Origin of the sequence: Labrenzia sp. CP4 (assembly GCF_001579905.1) — a bacterium.
GTDB classification, from domain to species: Bacteria; Pseudomonadota; Alphaproteobacteria; order Rhizobiales; family Stappiaceae; genus Roseibium; species Roseibium algicola.
This window is the reverse complement of sequence record NZ_CP011927.1, coordinates 4,428,694-4,448,029: the sequence shown is the minus strand read 5'-3', so window position 1 is coordinate 4,448,029 and position 19,336 is coordinate 4,428,694. Positions and strand designations below refer to the sequence as shown.

The following is a 19,336-nucleotide window of genomic DNA, read 5'->3' as shown; positions in this document are numbered from 1 at the left end:
CTGCTTCGCGTCCCCAAATCAGACGTTCACCGGTTCGCAGCGCAACCGGTAAGTGGTCATTCGTCCAGGTCACACAAAATCCGTCGCGGTTCCAGAGGTGGCGTATGTCCAACCCAAGTGCTTTTCGCTTCCGAAGAAAATAGCCTGAAGCTTGCTTATTTCGGGAACTCCATCGAAACACAGAGACCCGGCGTGTTGTCATCAAGTGACAGCCTTGCGGAATGGAGATGTGCGATTGCTGCCACGAGACTGAGTCCAAGTCCGGAACCGGCGACGGTCCGCGCGCTGTCGAGGCGAACGAAGCGTTCCAGCACTCTGTCACGATCTTTCAATGGAATTCCGGGGCCATCGTCAGAGACGACGAGCCTGCTTCCTCCATTGGATTTTTCGAGTGAGACAATGATCTTCACAGGTGACGGACAGTGCCGTTGCGCATTGTCGACGAGATTGGTCAGGGCTTGCACGATCAGATCAGCATCGCCAAGGATTTCAACGTCTGCGTCCGGCAATTCAAGCTGAAGCCTGTGCCCGGCATCCTGAATTGTCGGTTCAAGGATATCGCAAGTGTCTCTGACGAGTGCCTTCAGGTCGACCGGTTGCGGATTGAAATCGACGGTCTTCGACTGAAGCCGTGCGAGGCGCAAGATAGCGTCAAACGTGTTTGATATGGCATCGATATCGATGAGAGCGGAGCCGATTTCAAAACGGATCTCTTCGGGCACTTTCTCCGAGAGTGCCTGTGGTTCGAGGCGCATTCTCAGTCTCGCTAAAGGCGCGCGAAGATCGTGGGCGACGTCAGTTGAGACTTGCCGGATCGCGTCCACTCCGGTTTCGAGCCTCGCGAGCATTTGATCGACACGCATGGCGAGCACGGCGAGGTCGTCGTCACCGCGGTCGTCAATCCGGATGTCCAGCCGCCCGGCGCCGGCCGCCTCCAGCACGGTTTCCATTTTTCGGACGCGTCTTTCATTCCGTCTTGCGATGACAACGGCCAGAATGAAAGACAACAGCAGCGCTGCTCCCAGAGCCCAGGCTGCGGTCTGGACAAGTATCTCGCCGCTTTCCGTCACCCAGGCTTCGTCACGCGCGGCAAAAAGCCAGCCGAGGTCTGTTTGCAAGCCGTATGCGAGGTAGGCTTCCGGTGGCTCGGCGATTTCCGCAAGGTTGTTTGGAATATCACGACCGACGAGGAGCCGGCGCGGACCGACAAATACACTCTCTATCCTGAGCTTGCCGTAAGCTGCGCCCGTTTCGGCGTCGACAAAGCCGACCAGCGCAGACCCGTCCCTAATTACCGAATTGTGCGCCTCCACCTGTTCCAGCAAATCAATCCGGTCGCCTTGGCCGGCGATCAGCGCAAGCGCTTCGGCTGTCGCCTTCACATCTGCGGCAAGCCTCTGTTCCAGCTCGTGTGACAGCAGAAGGTATGAAAGACCTCCGGCCGACAGGCTGCCAATTGCGAAGACTGCAAGCAATGCCAAGGCAAAGCGCATTGACCAGGAGAGAGACTGTTTCATGGCTGGAGCGTGTAGCCGACGCCGTGCAAGGTCACGAGCATTGGTTTGTCGAAGGGTTTATCGATCTTGTTTCTCAGCCTGCTCAAGTGGGTTTCGACAACGCTAGTCTTGGGATCGAATTTCAATCCCCAGACGCTTTCAAGCAGGACGGTCCGGGTCTGTACGCGCCCCGGTCGTTCCATGAAATGCTTCAGCAGCAAAAATTCTCTGGGCTGGAGTTCGATGACTTGTCCGCATCTCATCGCCTCCCGCTTCAGCAAGTCCAGCTTTAGTTCACCCACAACAAGTTCCGTCACCTCGTCGCGCAATGTGGGGCGACGCATGATCGTGTCGATACGGGCCAGAAGCTCCACAAATGCGAAAGGCTTGACCATATAGTCGTCAGCGCCGCCGCGCAGTCCGGAGACCCTGTCATCCACACTTCCCATCGCCGTCAGCAGGATTGCGGGTGTCTCAATCTTTGCTGTACGCAACGCTTTCAACAACAAGAGCCCATCGAGGCCAGGCAGCATGCGATCCAGGATCAGCAGGTCATAGTCGCTGTTCATCGCCTGCACGAGCGCCTCTTTGCCGTCGCTCAAATGGTCGACCACGTGTCCCTCCGCCGTGAGCCCTTTGGAGACATAGGTCGCTGTTTCCGTATCGTCTTCAACAAAGAGTATCATCATGACTGTACGCGCGTTTCCTCAAAGTTGCCGACCCGGCCCTTTTGCAAGGCCGGGTCGAATAGCTGTCAGCTTACTGAAGCCGGTCAGCCGTCGTTGGTTTCCCCATCCGCCTGACCGTCGTCATCATCTTCCTCCGCAGCGCCGCCGTCCTGATGATCCTTGATATCCGAAGACTTCGCTGACGCGAAGACCTCGCCGTTGTTGGCATCGACCAGAACAGTCCAGGGCTCCTTGTCATTACCGATCACGATCGCCTCATAAGCTGCCCGGCCGTCTTCGTCGCCGAAGGTAACGGCTGCAAGCTGCCCGTCATGGGCTTTCACCGCAAGCTCTGCGGCCTGCTGCAGGCTTACGGAAGCTCCATGGAGCATTCCCAGTTCCGAAGCATCGATGCTTTCCGCCGACGCGGCAAAGGGAAGCGCGCCGAGCAGCGCGACCGGCAGGGCAATCATGGACTTGGTAATCATTGGTCAGTTCCTTTCTATAGAGCAGGACCGTTTGCCTGCCTCCTACAGTTAAGGATCAGCGTCCCGTAGTACTTTTCCGGCTTTTTACAAATCTGTAAGAACCGCACTTTGATCTCGAAGCCTATCTTTGATGGTGCTACCAACCTGTCCGCAAGCGAAGTTGGATGAAATCGGGGCATCACAAGTGATACAGGACAGATTGCAAGCTATTCGCAATTTTCTTCCGTTGGTGTTCGGCGGCCTTTTGTTTGTTTTGGGCGTTCTGGCCCTGTTTCATTTGTTGCAGCACGTCAATCCGGCAGAGGTCAGGGCAAGTTTGCGCGTAATGCCAGTAAGCATTCTTGCAGCAGCATTCACCGCGACGTTCGTCGGATATGCGGCACTGATCGCATATGATTGGTTTGCTCTCCGTTATATCGAAAAGCCTGTTCAGCCCGGTATTGTCGCGCTCGGTGGTTTTTTAGGGTATGCCTTCGGCAACACCATCGGCGTTAGTGTCATTTCAGGCGGAGCCGTCAGATACCGTATCTATTCAGCGGTTGGGTTAAACGCCTTCGAAGTTGGTACCGTTTCCGCCTACATTGCGATCGCACTTGGAACCGGGTTGACCTTGATCGGGCTGGCTGCACTTGCTCTGCACCCTGGCGCCGCTGCTGCCTATCTCCCTTACTCCGGCAACGCCGTACGCTTTGCTTCAGGGGGAATTGTGATCGGGTCGGTCGCCATCATCCTCTGGAGTTCGCTCGGGCAACACCATCTCAAGATCCGCGGGTTCGAATTGCGTATGCCGCCGCCGGCTGACCTGGCTGGCCAGTTGTTGGCAACGCTTATTGACGTTGCTGCCGCATCATTTGCGCTGTGGGTGTTGCTTCCGGCCGGCAAACCCGACTTCTCAACATTTGTGGCGATCTACGCGGCCGCGACCATGATCGGTGTGATTAGCCACGTGCCAGGTGGAATAGGTGTCTTTGAAACCGTCGTGCTCGGTTCCCTGCCTTCCTCGGTGCCTGCGAGCGAAGCAGCCGCGGCGCTGCTGTTGTTCCGGCTTATCTACTATATCGTTCCCTTTGCTCTCGGATTTCTGCTCGTTGCCTTGAACGAGCTGCGGACTGTTTCCGGCCTCGGCAGCCGCTTTTTCGAGCGTGCTTCAGAGCCGATGCAAGTTGCCTTGAGAACGATGCACGGCATGTCTCCCGGCCTGGTAGCAACGGTGGTGTTCTGCTTTGGAGCCTACCTGCTTCTCGTAACGATGATACCGTCAGTGCGTCTGGACGCCATCGCGGAGCAGGACCTGACGGCAGCGCTCCTTTTGGAAGGCGGAACCCTTTTGACTGCTGCAGCAGGTATTACGCTGCTCATTCTATCGCACGGTCTCGCCAGGCGCGTCTCCGCGGCGTACTGGTTCACCTTGCTGACCTTATGGGTCGCGGCGTTCGCGGCGCTTTTGAACGATTTCGATCTCGAGAATGCGAGTGTGCTTGCACTGGGCGCGCTCACCCTCTTACCGTTTCGGAAGGCATTCGATCGACACGGACATTTGACGCAAGGGGTTTTTGAACCGAAGTGGCTGACGATGATGGCAGGCGTCGCCTTCGTCACTGCGACATTCTTTTTCTACATCCATAAATCGGTGCCTTACTCTCACGATCTTTGGACCGAATTCTCACAGGCTTCCAACACGCCACGCGCTTTGCGCGCAGGTCTTGCGATATCAGCTGCGCTTTTTTTCTTCGTCCTCTTCTTGTTGACGCGGCCTGCCAGCCTGAAATCCACGCCGCTCCAGGACGCAGTCTCCCGGGAACGGGCTGCTAGCCTTGTCGCCAAGTCGAACGATCCACAGGCCTGGCTAAGTCAGAGTGGAGACAAGCAATTCATTTTCTCTGATTCCGGCAACTCCTTCATAATGTACGGAATGTACCGCAAGTCCTGGATTGCATTGGGAGATCCCGTCGGAGTTGAAGCGGAGTTTCGAGATCTCTGTCATGCCTTCATGGAAGGCGCGAGGCGCGCAAACTGCACTCCATTTTTTTATGAGGTGGGGTCAAAGCACCTCACCCTCTGGATCGAGCTGGGGTTGTCGCTCCACAAGATCGGGGAAGAAGCTGTCGTCAAGCTTCCGGATTTCTCTGTTTCGGGAAGTCGTTTCAAATCAATGCGTGCTGCTCTTCACAAGAGAGAACGAGAGGGCTACACGCTCGAAATCATTCAGCCTCCTCACGATGACCGGCTCTTGGCGCGACTGCACACGATCTCCGATGCCTGGCTTTCCGGAAAAGCAGGCCGTGAAAAGGGATTTTCACTCGGACGGTTCGACAAGCACTATCTGGACCAGTTTGACATCGCCGTGGTGCGAAAAGAAGATCATGAGATCTGCTTTGCTAACATTCTCTCCGTTTCCGACGGGAAATATCTGACCATCGATCTCATGCGCTATCTGCCTGATGAGGCTTCCGGCATCATGGAATATATGTTTTTGCGTCTGCTTGAGACCTACAGGGATCGAGGTGCGCTTGAATTCAACCTCGGGCTCGCGCCACTCGCAGGCCTGTCGGACAATCTCTATTCCGGTGCATGGAACCGCGTCGGACGCATGATCTACCGCAATGGCGGCGCTTTCTACAATTTTGAAGGCTTGCGGGCATTCAAGCAGAAATTCCATCCGAACTGGCGTCCGCGCTACCTTGCTCTTCCACCCAACGCCTTTGCGCTCGTTGCGATGGGCGATGTTGCGCTGCTCACGTCTGCGATACCCCGTAACCCGCATTCCAAGTGATCTCATGTTTCTGACCGTCGATCAATTTCTGCCTTCCCTGCAATCTCTGGGCATATTCGGTTATTGGCTGATAGGCTTGGCGGCAGCGCTTGAAGCGTTTTTCCTGACTGGCGTCATTGTTCCCGGAACGCTAATCGTCGACGCAGGCGGAATTCTGGTCCAACGCGGCCTGCTGGACTTCTTCGATCTCGTGTGGTTCGTCGCCATCGGATCTGTGCTCGGATCAGAAGTCAGCTTCTGGGTTGGGCGTGTCGCCCTGGATCGCGTGCCGGGTAAAGACAAGCTTAGCCGTTCTAAAGCCTTTGTACGGGCGCAAAACCTGTTTCTTCGTCGCGGTGGTCTGGCTCTGGTTCTCGGACGGTTTCTCGGCCCCGTTGCGGGCCTGGTTCCGCTTGCTGCGGCAATGGCAGGAATGGACCGGCGCAAATTCGCGATCTGGAATATTCTGGGTAGCTTTCCTTACGCCTTAGCCCATGTCGGCTTCGGTTTCGTCGTCGCCAATGTTCTGGGATCGCTTGGCAATACGTTCGGCCGGCAGGCCGTTCTCGTCGCCGTCTGCCTGCTGCTGTTGCTGGTCCTTTGGGGGATCCTTTTCAGCCTCGTACGCCTGGCACCGCTGGCGTTGACTTTCCTGTCGCTTGTCACGCGCAGGGTTATTGAACAACCTGCCGTTCGGCAATTTCTGTCGAAACATCCGGCGGCGATGGATTGGCTGGCAAAGCGTCTTTCCAGAGACACCTTCACAGGGCTTCCCCTGACGATCCTTGTCACGATCTTCATTTATGTCGGAGTGGTATGGCTGGATTCGGTGCTGGATTTCTTGCACGACAGCCAGATTGTGCAACTCGACAAGCGCCTTGCCGAACTCATTCATCACTTCCAGTCGCCTGCGCTAATAAATCTGTCTACCTGGGTCACGGCTGCGGGCAGTTGGACAGCGGTCTTGCCGTTGACCGTCGCTGGTCTGATCTGGTTGCTCTTGCAACGGTGTCACACTCTTGCAGCCGGATTGCTGATATCCGTTCTCGGCAGCACTGTCTCGGTGGCTTTGCTCAAATTGATCTTCCAGCGCCCGCGTTCACCGCTTGGCTTCTTTCTTGAGACATCCAACAGTTTCCCGTCCGGTCATGCTGCGACTTCCATCGGCTTTTATGGAATGCTCATGTATGTGATCTGGCGCGCAGGAAAGCTGCGCGCAGAGACAGCCATTCTTGCCGCCGGCTTGATCGCATTTCTAATCGGAGGGAGCCGGATCTATCTGATCGAACACTATCTGAGCGACGTGCTGAACGGTTGGCTGGTCGGCATTCTTTGGGTGGTGTTCGCGGTGGCTGTCTGCGAATGGCTCACTTCAAGAAAGCTGGGTCAAAATTTGCCCTCTGTCGAAGGATGGCGCTGGAAGTTGGGATACGGGCTGATTGTCCTGCTGGGGTGCGTTGCCGGTGGTAATGTCTGGCTGTATGACCACCCGCGGAATGCTCCACTTCCGTCTGTAACGGACCAAGTCCTGTCGTCACCAAAAGATCTAGAAAAGCTGAGTGGCCTTTCGGAGATGACCGAGTCTCTCCTCGGCACGCCTTTGAGACTTGCGTCGATTGTGGTGCTGGCGCGCGATGCATCTGCACTGGAACATGCTTTTGAGGGAGCAGGATGGAAAGCCTCACCGTCACCTTCCCTGGGAAGAGTGTTCGACGCTTTCACGACGGTCGTTGACGGCCAGGAAGACCCGACAATCGAAACCGTTCCGCACTTCTGGCGCGGACAGCCAAATGACCTGGGCTTTGTTGAAGCAGCTTCCCAACGAACAAAGCTTGCAGACAAAGGCGTCCATGTCCGGATCTGGCGCACAAATTACGTAACCGAAGCAGGACTGCGCGCCTATCTTACGACAGCCGGAAGGGATGAAGACGAAACCCCACCGTTGAATTGCAGCACTCGGAGTGACGCTGCCGCACAGGACATGGTTGTCAAAAGTCTGGTTCAAAAGGGAGCACGGATCGAGACCTCACTCGCGGTGAAACGATCGGGGGCTCCTTGCCCGTCACTACAACCGGCGGGCCGGCATGTCGTCGTTCTTTCCCTGTCCTGATCCGACAAGGCCGATACATCCATGACACTACTTGGTCGGTTTCGAGCCGCAGGAAGAAAATCCGCTGACGGAACAGATTTTGGGCGCAAAGCTTCAGAACGCAGAAGCTTCCTGGCGTTGAAGCGTCAAACAAAAACGAATGAGGGCGCGGTCGTCGAAGGCCCGTTTCCTCTTCAAAGACTTTTTCTGGTCTTCATTCTTCCTGCGATAAGCTCCGTTCTGATAGGTCTTCTCATCGCCTTTGGATTTGTGATTTCATCGAGCGTTGAACAAGCTTTCATCTCCGAAGCGGCTCTTCGCCACAAGCTTCTGGTTTCGGTTGCCGAAACGCATGCGCTGACGGCAATGCAAGACGCTTTCAATGGACGGGTCTCAAGCGACGCGAGCAGGCAAAAAATCAGCGACGCTGTCGTTCCGGAAATAAACGAGCTTGGTATCGCGTGTGCTGCGATCCTTACACTCAGCGGCAAATTGATCGCCGAAGGCGGCACAACTCCTTGCGCCGCTTTGACACCCTCGGAAATTGAGGATTTGTCTGTCGCAGGCACTGTGCTGATGCGCGAGGAAAATGACAATCCGGTATTTTGGATCGTAGCTAGCTCCGTTGAAGGAGCTGCCGGACTAGATCCGATTATCGTCGTGACGCGCAACCTGGCCTCCGCGGCGGAGAATCTTGCTCAATTTTACGCAGTCATGTGGGTTGGTGGGTTGGCTGCGCTTTTTGTGATGGTCGTTGCTGCCGCGCTGCTGCTTGTGAGGCGGGCTCAGCAGGAAATTGACCGGCGCACAAACGCTCTCAACGAAGCAAGATCCGCGATAGCGCGTTTCGTGTCGGAACAGACAAGGCAGAAGGTGGCGCACGGAACCCTCGAGGCCCGGAGGATCCACACCACCGTGATGTTCATGGACATACGAGATTTTTCGAGCTTTGCTGACCGCGTCTCTCCGGAAGACGCCGCAGATCTCGTTGGAAAGCTCGCCGCAGTAGGGTTCGCCGCTGTGCGGGAGCATCAGGGCGACGTAGACCGGCTCCTCGGAGACGGGTTGCTGGCCCGTTTCGACGGCGAAAGCAGGCACGAGCGTGCTTGGAGAGCCGCGGAGGCTATACTGTCGCAGATTGAGGCACTGCAACCCGCTCGTGGTGTAGGAATTTCACTTCACGATGGCGAAGTCGTTGAAGCTGTCATAGAGGCAGGCGATCGGGCCGATTCAACAATTCTTGGGCGAACGACGAACATCGCTGCTCGAATTTGTAGCGCTGCGCGGGAAGGGGAAGTGCTGGCCTCAGCAACGATGCCTTCGCCGCCGGCTAATCTTCGATTGTCTGAATTTGGATGCGAAAACCTCCAGATGAAGGGGCACAGCATCTGTCTCGCTATTCGACGATTTCGTTTGGTGTTGTTGAGCTAATTTCCCCAAAGCGTAACTCCCTAAAAAAGATGAAACTGTTTCCCTGGAAGCGCCAAGACCAAGTTTGAAGTTCAGGATTATGACAAAAAATGGAGACGGCCAGCCGTTTTATTAGTTGTCCTCTCCCTCATTCCGCCAGGACCAGGTCGCATTGTTCGGCTTTGAGGTCGATGCTGGCGGGTTCACGGTCGGTGACGAGGACGTCAATCTGGCGCCAGTCGCAGACGTGGATGAGGCCGGAGCGGTCATATTTGCTAGAATCCAGCAGCATGATCACTTCCTCCGCCCGGCTGATCATGGCGCGCTTGAAATCCGCTTCGAAGAGGTCGAAGTCCTGACATCCGCTTGGTGAGCCGGAAACGGTGGAGCAGACGAAATAGCTGGGGGTGAACTGGCGCAGATAATCGATCGTGCCCGCGCCGCACAGGGTGCGGTCATGGGCCCTGACTTCGCCTGGTGGCAGGATCACCCGGTGCCGGCCGCTTTCGCTAGCAAATATGCCGGCAATTTCCAGCGAGATCGTCAGGATAGTCATGGGCTCTCGCCGCGCCAGTTCCTTGGCCAGGAAACAGGCGGTGCTGCTGTTGTCCAGCATTACCGTTGCCCCCTCGCGGATATGGGCGCTGGCGCGGCGACCAATGGCTTCCTTTTCCGAAATAGCCTGGCGCAGGCGTCGCTCGAACGGCGGTTCCGACTTCGGCGAGGAGAGGCGCACGCCGCCGTAGAATTTCTCAACGAGGCCGTCGGCGGACAGGCCCTTGAGATCGCGGCGGACCGTCTCGTCAGAGACTTGAAGCTGCTCGGCTAGTTCGGTGATGCCGGTTTTGCCCTGCGCCTCAAGCACGGCGAGGATCTGTTGCTGGCGAAAGCTGGGAGCCATGATGTGTCTGCCTGGTCCGTCCGTTCTTGTCTCGTTCAACCGATAGCCTGTCCACTGCCGGCGTGGAAGACCCGCAGGCGGGAAAGGTCAAAGGTCAGCTGCACCTCCTGGCCATCTTCGGGCACATCCGTCACCGGCGCGCGCACTACCATCCGGTCCGGTCCGACATCGACCGTCACCAGGGCTTCTGCGCCGATATATTCCACCTGAACCACTCGGCCGACCGCCATACCGCCCGAGGAGACGAACCGGGCTTCTTCCGGCCGGATCCCCAGAAGCAGGTCGGGCGTGCTGTCGGAAAGCGGCACCCTAAGGTCGAGGGCGAAGGCGGGATGGGCCGCCCGCCGCTCATTCAGCCGTCGGGCGGGTAGAAGGGCCATTTCCGGCGAGCCGATGAAGCGGGCAACAAAGCTATTGGCCGGGTTCTGATAGATCTCCATCGGAGCACCCACCTGCTGCAGCTGCCCCCTGGACATGGTGGCAACCCTGGTGCCCAGGGTCATGGCCTCGATCTGGTCATGGGTCACATAGATGACTGTGAGCCCCAGCTCCCGGTGCAGGCGCTTGAGCTCGCCGCGCATGTGGTTGCGCAACTTGGCATCCAGGTTGGACAGGGGCTCGTCGAACAGGAACACCTTTGGCTGACGCACCAGCGCCCGGCCAATCGCCACCCGCTGGCGCTCGCCGCCGGATAGCTCCTTCGGCCGCCGGTCAAGAAGATCGGTGATATTGAGGATCTCGGCGGCGTCCCGCACCCGGCGGTCGATCTCGCTCTTGCCAAGGCGGGTGGTCTTCATCAGGCCGAAGGCCATGTTCCGGTAGGCGGTCATATGCGGATATAGCGCATAGGACTGGAACACCATGGCGATGTCGCGCTTTTGCGGCGCCACATCCGTCACGTCCCGGCCGTCGATGAAGAGATGACCGGAGGAAATTTCCTCCAGACCGGCAATCATGCGCAGTGTGGTGGACTTGCCGCAGCCGGAGGGGCCGACCAGCACCATGAATTCCTTGTCCTCGACCGTGAGATCGATGGCAGAGACGGTTTCGCGGGCGCCGTAGGACTTGGAAACCCTGGAGAGTGTTACGGTTGCCATGAAGATGTTCTCTCGTTCGGGCTCACTTGACACCCGTATGCATGAAGCTGTCGATGAAGCGGCGCTGGAAGATGACAAAGAAGATCAGCAGCGGCGAGATGACGATGGTCGTGCCCGCCATCAGGCGGGTCCAGTCGGCGCCGCTGTCCGCCTTGGCCAGCAGGCCCAGACCGATCGGCAGGGTGCGCACGCTGTCCGAATTGGTCACCAGCAGCGGCCACATGTAGTCATTCCAGTGGGTCACCACCGAAATGATGGAAAAGGCGATCAGGGTCGGCTGAACCAGGGGCAGATAGACGTGCCACAGGATGCCGAGATGCCCGCAACCGTCCAGCCGCGCCGCGTCGGAAAGATCCGAAGGCACCTGGCGGAAGGACTGGCGCAGCATGAAGGTGCCATAGCCGGAGGCGATGAAGGGCACGGCCATGGCTGGCAGGGTGTTGATCAGCCCGAACTCATGCAGGGTGACGAAATTCGTCAGGAAGATCGCATAGATCGGGAACATCACCTGCAGCAGGAACAGGCCGAACAGCAGCTTCTTGAAGGGAAACTCCAACCGGGCAAAGGCATAGGCCGCAAGGGTGATGGTAATCAGCTGGCCGAGCAGGATCGAGCCGGTCACCAGCACAGAGTTGACCAGATAGGTGCCGAAGGGGGCGACCGCGAGAGTCGCCGGATAATTAGCGAAATTCGCCACTGCCGGAAGGATGCCCGCCTCCGGGTCAAACACCTCCACCCGGGTCTTCAGCGAGGTGAGAACGATCCAGACCAGCGGGCTCAGCCAGAGGCATGCCAGGGGTAGGAGCAGCAGATGCAGTGCGTTTTTCCGCGCAAAGGACTTCCAGCTTCTGCTGCGACGAGCAGGGGAGGCCGCAGCATTCAGGGAGCGGGTCTCACTCATCAGCGGTCTCCCAGATAGTGGACCCGGCGCCCGAGGGTCACCGCAACCAGACCAATCAGGCCGAGCATGAGGAGGAGCAGGGCGTTGGCGACGGTCGAGGCATAGCCGATGTCCTGATACTGAAAGCCGTTCTGATAGATGTAATAGGTCAGCACGTTTGTGGAATCTGCCGGCCCGCCCTGGGTCATGACATAGACGTAGTCGAAGATCTGATAGCTGTGCAGGATGCCGATCACGATGACGAAATAGAGGGTCGGCGAGATCAGCGGTAGGGTGATGTAGAGCAGCCGCTGGGGCGCATTCAGCCCTTCCAGGCGGGCTGCCTCGTAAATGTCCGAGGGCACGAGTTTCAGCGCCGCCAGCAGAATCAGCATGAAATAGCCCGCGTATTTCCAAGCGCTCATCAGCACGATGGCGGTCAGGGCCCAGCCGCTGTCATAGAGCCAGTCCGGATGTGGCAGGCCGATGGCCGCCAGCGCCTCGTTCACCGGGCCATAACCCGGCGCATAGAGAAAAACCCAGACCATGCCAGCTGCAACGGACGGGATCATCACCGGATAGAAAAAGGCGGAGCGGTAGAGGGTCAACCCGCGCAGCTTGCTGTCCAGGGCCACCGCAAGCAGCAGCGCTGCTAGGATGGACAGGGGAATGGTGGTGACGGTGTAGAACACCGTGTTGCCCAGCACCTTCCAGAACAGGCCGTCCTCCAGCAGACGGGTGTAGTTCTCCAGCCCCAGCCAGAACATGTCTGGATCGCCCAGCACCACATCATGCAGGCTGAACCAGATGGACCGGAGGATCGGCCAGTAGGTGAAGACAGACAGGAACACCACGGAGGGCATCAGAAACACATAGGCGAGCATCGCCTCGTTCCGGTGCGCCCGCGCAAATCTGCGCGACATGAAGGAAGACCTTCCAGATAGGGGACGTCAAAAGTGGGAAAGGGCGGATGCCCAGCCGGCCGGCCGGCCAGACATCCGCCCTCAGAGTTCTTGGAAATCAGCCCTTCATGCGGCGCATGACGCGGGTGATTTCACGGTTGGAGCTCTCATTGGCTTCCTTGAGAGCTTCAGCCGGCTGGATTTCACCAGCCAGGGTCCGGTCGAGCGCACTCTTGAGGAACTCGCGCACCCGGTGGTAGGCAGGAACCTGCAGGAAGGCACCTGCGAACTCAGACTGGTCCAGGGCGACCTTGGCTTCCGGCACATCGGCCAGATAGCTCTGCATGGCGGGGGAGGCCCAGGAGGACTTGCGCACGGCAAGATAGCCGGTGGCCTTGCTCCAGTTGGCCTGGTTTTCCGTGTTGGTCATCCAGCGGGCGAAGGTCCAGCTGGCTTCCTTGCGGGCGTCGGACTGCTTCTTGGCAATCATCAGAGGTCCGCCGCCCTGGGACGCGCCGTAGGTCTTCTTCTTCGGCATGAAGGCGACGCCGACCTTGAAGGGCGACGAAGTGCGCAGGTTGGTGAGCGAACCGGTGGAGTGATAGAGCATGGCGGTGGTGCCGGCCATGAAGTCATTGGCCGATCCCTGCCAGGTGGACGCGGACGGCATGACGCCGGCCCTGACCATCTTGTTCCAGAACTCCAGCGCTTCCAGGGCTTCCGGACGGTCGAACAGAACCTTGTCGTTCTCCCAAGGGGTCAGGCCGTTCTGGCGGCAGTAGCACTCGAACATCCAGTCATGCCAGCCGCCGCCGATAGTCAAGCCCCAGCGCTTCAGTTCGCCGTTCTCGCGCAGGGTGACGGCCTGTGCGGTTTCCAGAAGTTCGTCCCAGGTGACCGGAGCCTTGGAGATCCCGGCCGCCTCGAAGGCGTCCTGATTGTAGTAGAGCACCGGTGTGGACGGCTGGAACGGCAGACCATAGAGACGGTCGCCGGATATGCAGGTGGAAAGGAAGCCCGGCAGGAAGTCCTGATAGATGTCATCGGCCTTCGCCAGGTCCGTGACGTCCTCCAGCGCATCCAGACCCAGGAAGGTCTGCAGAGCGGAGTTGATTGGCAGCCACAGGGCGGGCGGCTCGTTCACGCCGATCGCGGTAATGACCTTCTGCTCGGTGTTGTCGTAGCTGCCGGCATAGATGGCTTCGACTTCGATGCCTTGATGGGCAGCGTTGAACTCGGCGATCATGCCGGAGATGATCTTGTTGATGTCACCGGACACGCCGACCGGATACATGAACTGGATCTTGACCGGACCGGCCGCGCGGGCGGTGGAAATGACGCCCGGCAGGACGCTGATGAAAGGGGCGGCGAGACCAGCACGCAGGATGCTGCGGCGGGAAATGTTGGACTTTGTGGAACTCACGTCAAAACCTCCGTGATTGACATCAAATTCAGCAAAAACCAACGCTGGAAGCGCATCTGACTCAAAAATGCGGAAAGACCATTATTTTCTGACGCTTGACCAGGTTTTTGTGCGCCCTTCCGATTTTTCGGTCTCGTGGATTCTGATGAATTCACGTTGTTAATCCCACATATTTACGTAAGTTTTGTGACGTCGGCGTTATTGAGGCGCTCTTGTGGCCCAATACGATTGCCACTCGGCTCTATTCAAAAAATGCAGTTGATGCCTTGTCGGAAGCCGTGAGACAGCTTTTTTACTTCTTACAAATTTGTAAAATTCCGGCAAAACGTTCCAGGGAACGTCCTGTCACTCTCTGTCCCGAAGCCTCGAACGAGAGGCTGATCTAAACGGGACATGACCCATGCATCCAACTCTTCGAAATTTTCTTCTGTCAGCGGTCCTGATCGCGATTCCAGTGACCGGTTTCGTTGTGGCAGAAAGGTATCTCTTGCCGTCCGCACCCGCGTCGACCGCTCAAATCAACAATCAGCAGGGACTTGGTGACCTGTCTGCGTATCAGGTCATCGTTGCTGACACGCAGAAAATCGCCGACACGGGAGACCTCAAGGCCGCAGAAAAGCGGATCACCGATCTGGAAACGCTCTGGGACCAGAACGCCACCGATCTGCGCAAGGCAGATGCAGGCGCATGGTCGACCGTTGATGCGGCTGCCGACAAAGCCTTTTCAGCGCTGCGCAGCGGAAAACCTGAAATATCTGCTGTGAAGCAGGCTCTTGTCGATCTCTCCCAAACGCTGCAGGCACCGGTCACAGCAGCAACAGCCCAGCCAGTTCAGAAAATCGCCGGCATCGTCGTGACGGACGAAACCGGCCGGGCGCTCCCCTGCGAAGTGCTGATCGGAAAACTGCGCGACACCCTCGCAAATTCTCAACCTTCCGCCTCTGTCGCGGATCTTCAATCGAAAGCACTCGAACGCTGCAATGCGGACGACGACGCACATGCCAATACCTTCTCGGCTCAGGCTCTGGCGCAACTCAAGGGATAAGCATCATGAGCAACATAACTGCAGCAGACCATGATCATCCAATCGAGGTCTCTACCGCTGTCAATCGCGTTCCCGAGGTCACACCCGGCTTCTGGATCATCAAACTCACCGCCGTCACCATGGGCGAGACCGCAGCGGATTTTCTGGCCGTCAATCTTGGTCTGGGACTCGGCACGACAACGCTTCTGATGACGGCAATCCTTGTCGCGGCGATGTTCTGGCAATTCTCCCAGAAACGCTACGTACCGGCGGTCTACTGGACGGCGGTTGTGCTGATATCCGTCGTCGGTACGCTGATCACCGACAACATGACTGATGCCCTTGGCATTCCGCTCCTGAATTCCACGATCGGCTTCACGATTGCACTCGCCGGGACGTTTGCGGTCTGGTTTGCGAGCGAACGGACGCTTTCCATTCATGAGGTCTTCACCTTCAGACGGGAAGCCTTCTATTGGCTTGCCATTCTCTTCACCTTTGCCCTGGGCACGGCGGTCGGGGACCTGATCTCGGAAGCTTTCGGCGTGGGCTTCGCTGGAACCGGGGTTCTCTTTGGCCTCATCATCGCGTCTCTGGCTCTGGGTTATTTCGCGTTGGGTCTTGGTGGACTGTGGGCCTTCTGGCTCTGCTACATCTTCACCCGGCCCCTGGGGGCATCATTCGGCGATTTCCTCGCACAGCCGGCCGACTACGGCGGGTTGGGGTTAGGCACCATCGTGACCAGTGTCGCATTCCTGGCAATCATCGCCCTGACGGTTGCCTACATGACCCTCCGATCTTCCACAAAAACTAAATGACCAAGTTGTCGGACTGTCTGCAAGCCGGGCAGTCCGACAGACCGAGGAGGCAAAACGTGAAAACCATCGGCCCCGCTATCTCAACAGACGGTCTTTCCAGGAACTACGCTGAGCGGGTTGCCCTGCACCCTCTCACGATCGAAATCCCGAAAGGAGAGGTCTTCGGGTTTCTTGGACACAATGGTGCCGGCAAGACCACGACCATTCGCCTTATGACAACGCTGCTGAACCCTTCATCCGGTTCGGCGTGCATTGCCGGCTACGACATCCGCACCGATCCGCTTCTGGTTCGCTCCGCGATTGGGTATTTGCCTGAGAATGTCCGTCTTTACGACCGTTTTACAGCACGTGAAAACCTGACGTTCTTTGCTCAGCTCTCCGGGGTCGGCAACGTTCGAGAAGCCGTTGCGGAGACGCTGGAGTTTCTGAACATTTCCGGGCTTGCCGATCGGCGGGTAGGCACCTTCTCGAAAGGAATGCGTCAGAGGATCGGCCTGGCTCAGGCGATCCTGCACGAACCACAGATCCTTTTTCTCGATGAGCCCACGTCGGGCCTCGACCCGATGGGCGTCCGCCAACTGCGCGAGATCATCGAGAAGCTGCACACCCGCAAGATGACCATCTTCATGAACACGCACCTTTTGAGCGAGGTCGCGCGTACCTGTACTTCCATCGGCGTTCTTGCGCAGGGAAGGCTGGTTTTCCACGATCGGATCGAAGCTGTTTCCAACCGGTATGACGAGCGCAAGCTGGAGGAACTTTACCTCGATGTCGCAAGGCAGGAGGCAGTGGAATGAACCCTGTTCTCCTTGTCGCAAGACAGTCGCTTGCCACCTTGTTGCGGGAACGCAGTGTCATACTTCTCGCCGTGATATTCACGGCAATGATTGCGGTTTCCGCATGGCTGGGCTGGTCGGCCACACAAACCGTGAATGCAATCTACCAGAAGGCTGCCGACTATCTGGCCCAGGCTGGGCAGCCGATACCTCCCAATCCGGTGGCTGAAAGTGCCCCCCTGTCAGTGCTGCGAAACCTGACCGTCTATGTTTCGTTTCTTGGCGCTTTCGCCGCGATCGTGATCGGCCAGGCCATTATCGAAGTCGACCGGCGTTCCGGAGTGCTTCCCCTTGTCGGGACCCGGCCGATTGCCGGTTGGAAAACCGGATTGGGGCGCATCGTTGCCGTTGGCGCCGCGACCGCCGGTCTGATGGCACTGGCCGGAGCGATCGCGACAATCGTGCTCGTTTCAATTCCGGGATTGCCGATGCAAGGCCCGGACTGGCTCAACCTCGCGAGCGCCCTTCTGCTCGGCTGGGTCTATATCTCGATCTTCGGTTTTCTGGCACTCGGTGGAGCCGCGCTTCTGCCGGGCACGGCGAGCGGTTTGCTGGCGGCGACAGTTGTCTGGCTGGCGATTACCTTTGTGCTCCCTGCGCTGACGGGAAACGTCAATCCGACAGCCGCCATCAACCCGGTGTCTGCCTTGGCGACAATTCCCGAGACACCGGTTTTCCGAACCTTCTCTCAGGCTCTGGGGCCATTTTCTCTGTCGGAAGCCTTCGGTTGGCTCGAAGCCAGGACGATGGGTTATCTGCCCGACGGTCTTGCCTCCCGGGGAGGCGTGTCCCCGTTGCTCTCCCTTTCTGCGGCTTTTCTCGGAGCCGGCGTTTTTGCCCTCCTTGCCGCCTGGCGCATGGATCCGAGCACAGGAGGTCCCGATGCCTGACAAGTCCCCGTCACCGATCGCGCAGATCGCAACGATCGGACTGCGCGATGCCCGTGAAGCCATGCGAGACCGGTTCCTGCTGTGGGCCGTCATCTTCCTGACCGTTGCGGCACTCGTGTCGCTTGTTACTGGCAGCATTGCGCTTCACGGCGATGCGGCAACCTATGCAAAGGCCAAAGCTCTGTTGCTGGCCCTTGGCAAGGATGCCTCAGCCCTTGCCGCTCCCGAATTCTATCCCTTGAAGCTTCTGCGCGGAACGATCGAGCAGATCGAGATCCTCGGAGCCGTGATCGCGCTCGTTGCGGGTTACCGGGCGGCTGCGACCGAGCGGGGACGCCAGACACTTGCACTGATCCTCACGCGCCCGATGCGCCATTGGCACTATCTTGCTGCCAAGCTTGCAGGTGGAATGGCTCTCGCGGCGGTCTCCCTGGCGGCAGTGTTTTTAACGATGGCACTGATCCTCCCGCTAATTTCCGGGATCGGACTTACGGGAATGGATCTTCTGCGGCTCGCGATCACCTGGGTCGCCGGAATTGCCTATTTGACAGCCCTGTTTGCCCTTGGTTTCGGGCTCAGCCTCTGGATGCGTTCCCCCGCGACGGGGCTGGTCTACGCCTTTGCCCTCTGGCTGCTTGTGGTTCTGGTCGCCCCCCAGATCGGGGACACGATGGACCCGGACAACCAGGTCGCTGGCGGCATCTACGCTCAGCTTTCGGTTCCCAAGGCCGAGCAGGACCGGATCAAGGCAGGTTTCAGCACCTACGAGACGATCCGCAACGGCATCGAACAGATCTCCGTCACCAAGCATTTCGAGCGGCTCACCTTCGCCGTGCTCGGCATCAAGGACACCTACACCGGTAAACCCCTGGGGCCGATCCTGTCCGAGAAATCTGGCGACGCGCTGTTTCTTTTTCTTTTCACCTTCGGGCTCGCCGGCATCGTCCTGCTGCGCCCGATTGACCCTGACCGTCTGACCAAGGAGACCTGACATGAAGACGATCATCACACCCTCGCTCGCCGTTCTGGCCCTCTGTACCGGACTGTTTCAGTCCCAGGCTTATGCGGCTGATCTCGATGCCGACGGCGATGGTGTCCCGGATATCGCGGAACCGCTGCTGCATACCGATCCGATGAACCCGGACACGGATGGTGACGGCAAGAACGATCTGGACGACACGGATCCGGTTTTTGCCGCAAGTCCAATCAAGCAGGAAGGTGCCAAGCCCAGCTATCGGATTGGCGAACTGCTGGTTGAAAACAACTATGATCCCGAGAAGAAAGCGGATGCCCCCGATCATCTGGAAATCCAGTTGCTCAATCACGGGGCGAAACCTCTCTCCGGCTACACAGTCTTCTACACGATCACGGATGCGGACAGCGGAGCGAAGGAAACCTATGTGCTCCATCCGGATATCACGGTTCCCGCGAAGGGAGAGGCTCGCATCCATGTGGACGAAGGCACTGCACCAGGGCATCTGCGCGCCAATCCCAACTCGATCTATGTCACCAGCCTGGCCGGAAAACACGTCACGGCCTCGATCCAGGCAAACGGTTTCGCACCGGTCACCGCCGAGGTGGAAAAGGATCCGGGCGGTGCGGAAACCGCTGACTGATCTTTCCAGTGCACCGGCAGGTATTGGGCGTCGCGACACCTGCCGGTCT

General features: G+C 58.1%; 17 protein-coding genes. 9 read left to right on the top strand and 8 right to left on the bottom strand.

Annotation, left to right across the window (positions count from 1 at the left end):
- Positions 1–155 precede the first annotated feature (155 nt).
- The 3 genes from ACP90_RS20475 to ACP90_RS20465 all read right to left on the bottom strand — a co-directional run bounded on the left by ACP90_RS20475 (position 156) and on the right by ACP90_RS20465 (position 2,652).
- Positions 156–1,517, bottom strand: coding sequence for a HAMP domain-containing sensor histidine kinase (locus ACP90_RS20475; protein ID WP_062489709.1), 1,362 nt, complete (start codon positions 1,515–1,517; stop codon positions 156–158).
- Positions 1,514–2,185 carry a response regulator transcription factor gene (locus ACP90_RS20470; RefSeq protein WP_062489707.1) on the bottom strand — a complete coding sequence of 224 codons (672 nt, stop codon included), beginning with the start codon at positions 2,183–2,185 and terminating at the stop codon, positions 1,514–1,516. Before ACP90_RS20470 ends, ACP90_RS20475 begins: the two co-directional genes overlap by 4 nt.
- A gap of 83 nt (positions 2,186–2,268) precedes the next feature.
- The gene (locus ACP90_RS20465) at positions 2,269–2,652 is read right to left on the bottom strand and encodes a PepSY domain-containing protein (protein WP_062489705.1); all 384 of its coding nucleotides are present in this window, start codon (positions 2,650–2,652) and stop codon (positions 2,269–2,271) included.
- 130 nt (positions 2,653–2,782) lie between these two features.
- Between ACP90_RS20465 and mprF the strand changes: the two genes are divergently transcribed.
- Genes mprF through ACP90_RS20450 form a run of 3 tightly spaced genes read left to right on the top strand, consistent with a single transcriptional unit; the run spans position 2,783 to position 8,924 of the window.
- On the top strand, positions 2,783–5,425 hold the full coding sequence (gene mprF, locus ACP90_RS20460; RefSeq protein ID WP_062489703.1) for a bifunctional lysylphosphatidylglycerol flippase/synthetase MprF: 2,643 nt from the start codon (positions 2,783–2,785) through the stop codon (positions 5,423–5,425).
- A 4-nt stretch (positions 5,426–5,429) separates the two neighbouring features.
- On the top strand, positions 5,430–7,514 hold the full coding sequence (locus ACP90_RS20455; protein WP_062489701.1) for a bifunctional DedA family/phosphatase PAP2 family protein: 2,085 nt from the start codon (positions 5,430–5,432) through the stop codon (positions 7,512–7,514).
- A gap of 21 nt (positions 7,515–7,535) precedes the next feature.
- Positions 7,536–8,924 (top strand): adenylate/guanylate cyclase domain-containing protein, encoded by a 1,389-nt coding sequence (locus ACP90_RS20450; RefSeq protein WP_082809802.1) that lies wholly within the window; start codon positions 7,536–7,538, stop codon positions 8,922–8,924.
- A gap of 127 nt (positions 8,925–9,051) precedes the next feature.
- Here the strand turns inward: ACP90_RS20450 and ACP90_RS20445 are convergent, their stop codons facing one another.
- The 5 genes from ACP90_RS20445 to ACP90_RS20425 form a co-directional block, all read right to left on the bottom strand.
- On the bottom strand, positions 9,052–9,804 hold the full coding sequence (locus tag ACP90_RS20445) for a DeoR/GlpR family DNA-binding transcription regulator (protein ID WP_145915812.1): 753 nt from the start codon (positions 9,802–9,804) through the stop codon (positions 9,052–9,054).
- A gap of 35 nt (positions 9,805–9,839) precedes the next feature.
- On the bottom strand, positions 9,840–10,901 hold the full coding sequence (locus tag ACP90_RS20440) for an ABC transporter ATP-binding protein (protein WP_062489695.1): 1,062 nt from the start codon (positions 10,899–10,901) through the stop codon (positions 9,840–9,842).
- A 22-nt stretch (positions 10,902–10,923) separates the two neighbouring features.
- The gene (locus ACP90_RS20435) at positions 10,924–11,802 is read right to left on the bottom strand and encodes a carbohydrate ABC transporter permease (protein ID WP_062489693.1); all 879 of its coding nucleotides are present in this window, start codon (positions 11,800–11,802) and stop codon (positions 10,924–10,926) included.
- Positions 11,802–12,704: a sugar ABC transporter permease gene (locus tag ACP90_RS20430; protein ID WP_082809801.1), complete on the bottom strand. Its 903-nt coding sequence runs from the start codon at positions 12,702–12,704 to the stop codon at positions 11,802–11,804. Before ACP90_RS20430 ends, ACP90_RS20435 begins: the two co-directional genes overlap by 1 nt.
- A 97-nt stretch (positions 12,705–12,801) precedes the next feature.
- Positions 12,802–14,106: an ABC transporter substrate-binding protein gene (locus ACP90_RS20425; protein ID WP_145915811.1), complete on the bottom strand. Its 1,305-nt coding sequence runs from the start codon at positions 14,104–14,106 to the stop codon at positions 12,802–12,804.
- Between the two features lie 400 nt (positions 14,107–14,506).
- Here ACP90_RS20425 and ACP90_RS20420 point away from each other — a divergent pair, with 400 nt between their 5' ends.
- Genes ACP90_RS20420 through ACP90_RS20395 form a run of 6 tightly spaced genes read left to right on the top strand, consistent with a single transcriptional unit; the run spans position 14,507 to position 19,287 of the window.
- Positions 14,507–15,151: a hypothetical protein gene (locus ACP90_RS20420; RefSeq protein ID WP_088665256.1), complete on the top strand. Its 645-nt coding sequence runs from the start codon at positions 14,507–14,509 to the stop codon at positions 15,149–15,151.
- 5 nt (positions 15,152–15,156) lie between these two features.
- Positions 15,157–15,945, top strand: coding sequence for a hypothetical protein (locus ACP90_RS20415; protein ID WP_062489686.1), 789 nt, complete (start codon positions 15,157–15,159; stop codon positions 15,943–15,945).
- Positions 15,946–16,001: 56 nt separating this feature from the next.
- Positions 16,002–16,742, top strand: coding sequence for an ABC transporter ATP-binding protein (locus ACP90_RS20410; RefSeq protein ID WP_062491820.1), 741 nt, complete (start codon positions 16,002–16,004; stop codon positions 16,740–16,742).
- A complete protein-coding gene (locus tag ACP90_RS20405) occupies positions 16,739–17,671 on the top strand; it encodes an ABC transporter permease (protein WP_062489684.1) in 933 nt (310 codons plus the stop codon). The genes ACP90_RS20410 and ACP90_RS20405 overlap by 4 nt, the downstream gene beginning before the upstream one ends.
- The gene (locus tag ACP90_RS20400; RefSeq protein WP_062489682.1) at positions 17,664–18,662 is read left to right on the top strand and encodes an ABC transporter permease subunit; all 999 of its coding nucleotides are present in this window, start codon (positions 17,664–17,666) and stop codon (positions 18,660–18,662) included. Before ACP90_RS20405 ends, ACP90_RS20400 begins: the two co-directional genes overlap by 8 nt.
- Position 18,663: 1 nt before the next feature.
- Positions 18,664–19,287, top strand: a complete 624-nt coding sequence (locus tag ACP90_RS20395) for a hypothetical protein (protein WP_062489680.1) — start codon at positions 18,664–18,666, stop codon at positions 19,285–19,287.
- The last annotated feature ends 49 nt before the right edge of the window (positions 19,288–19,336 follow it).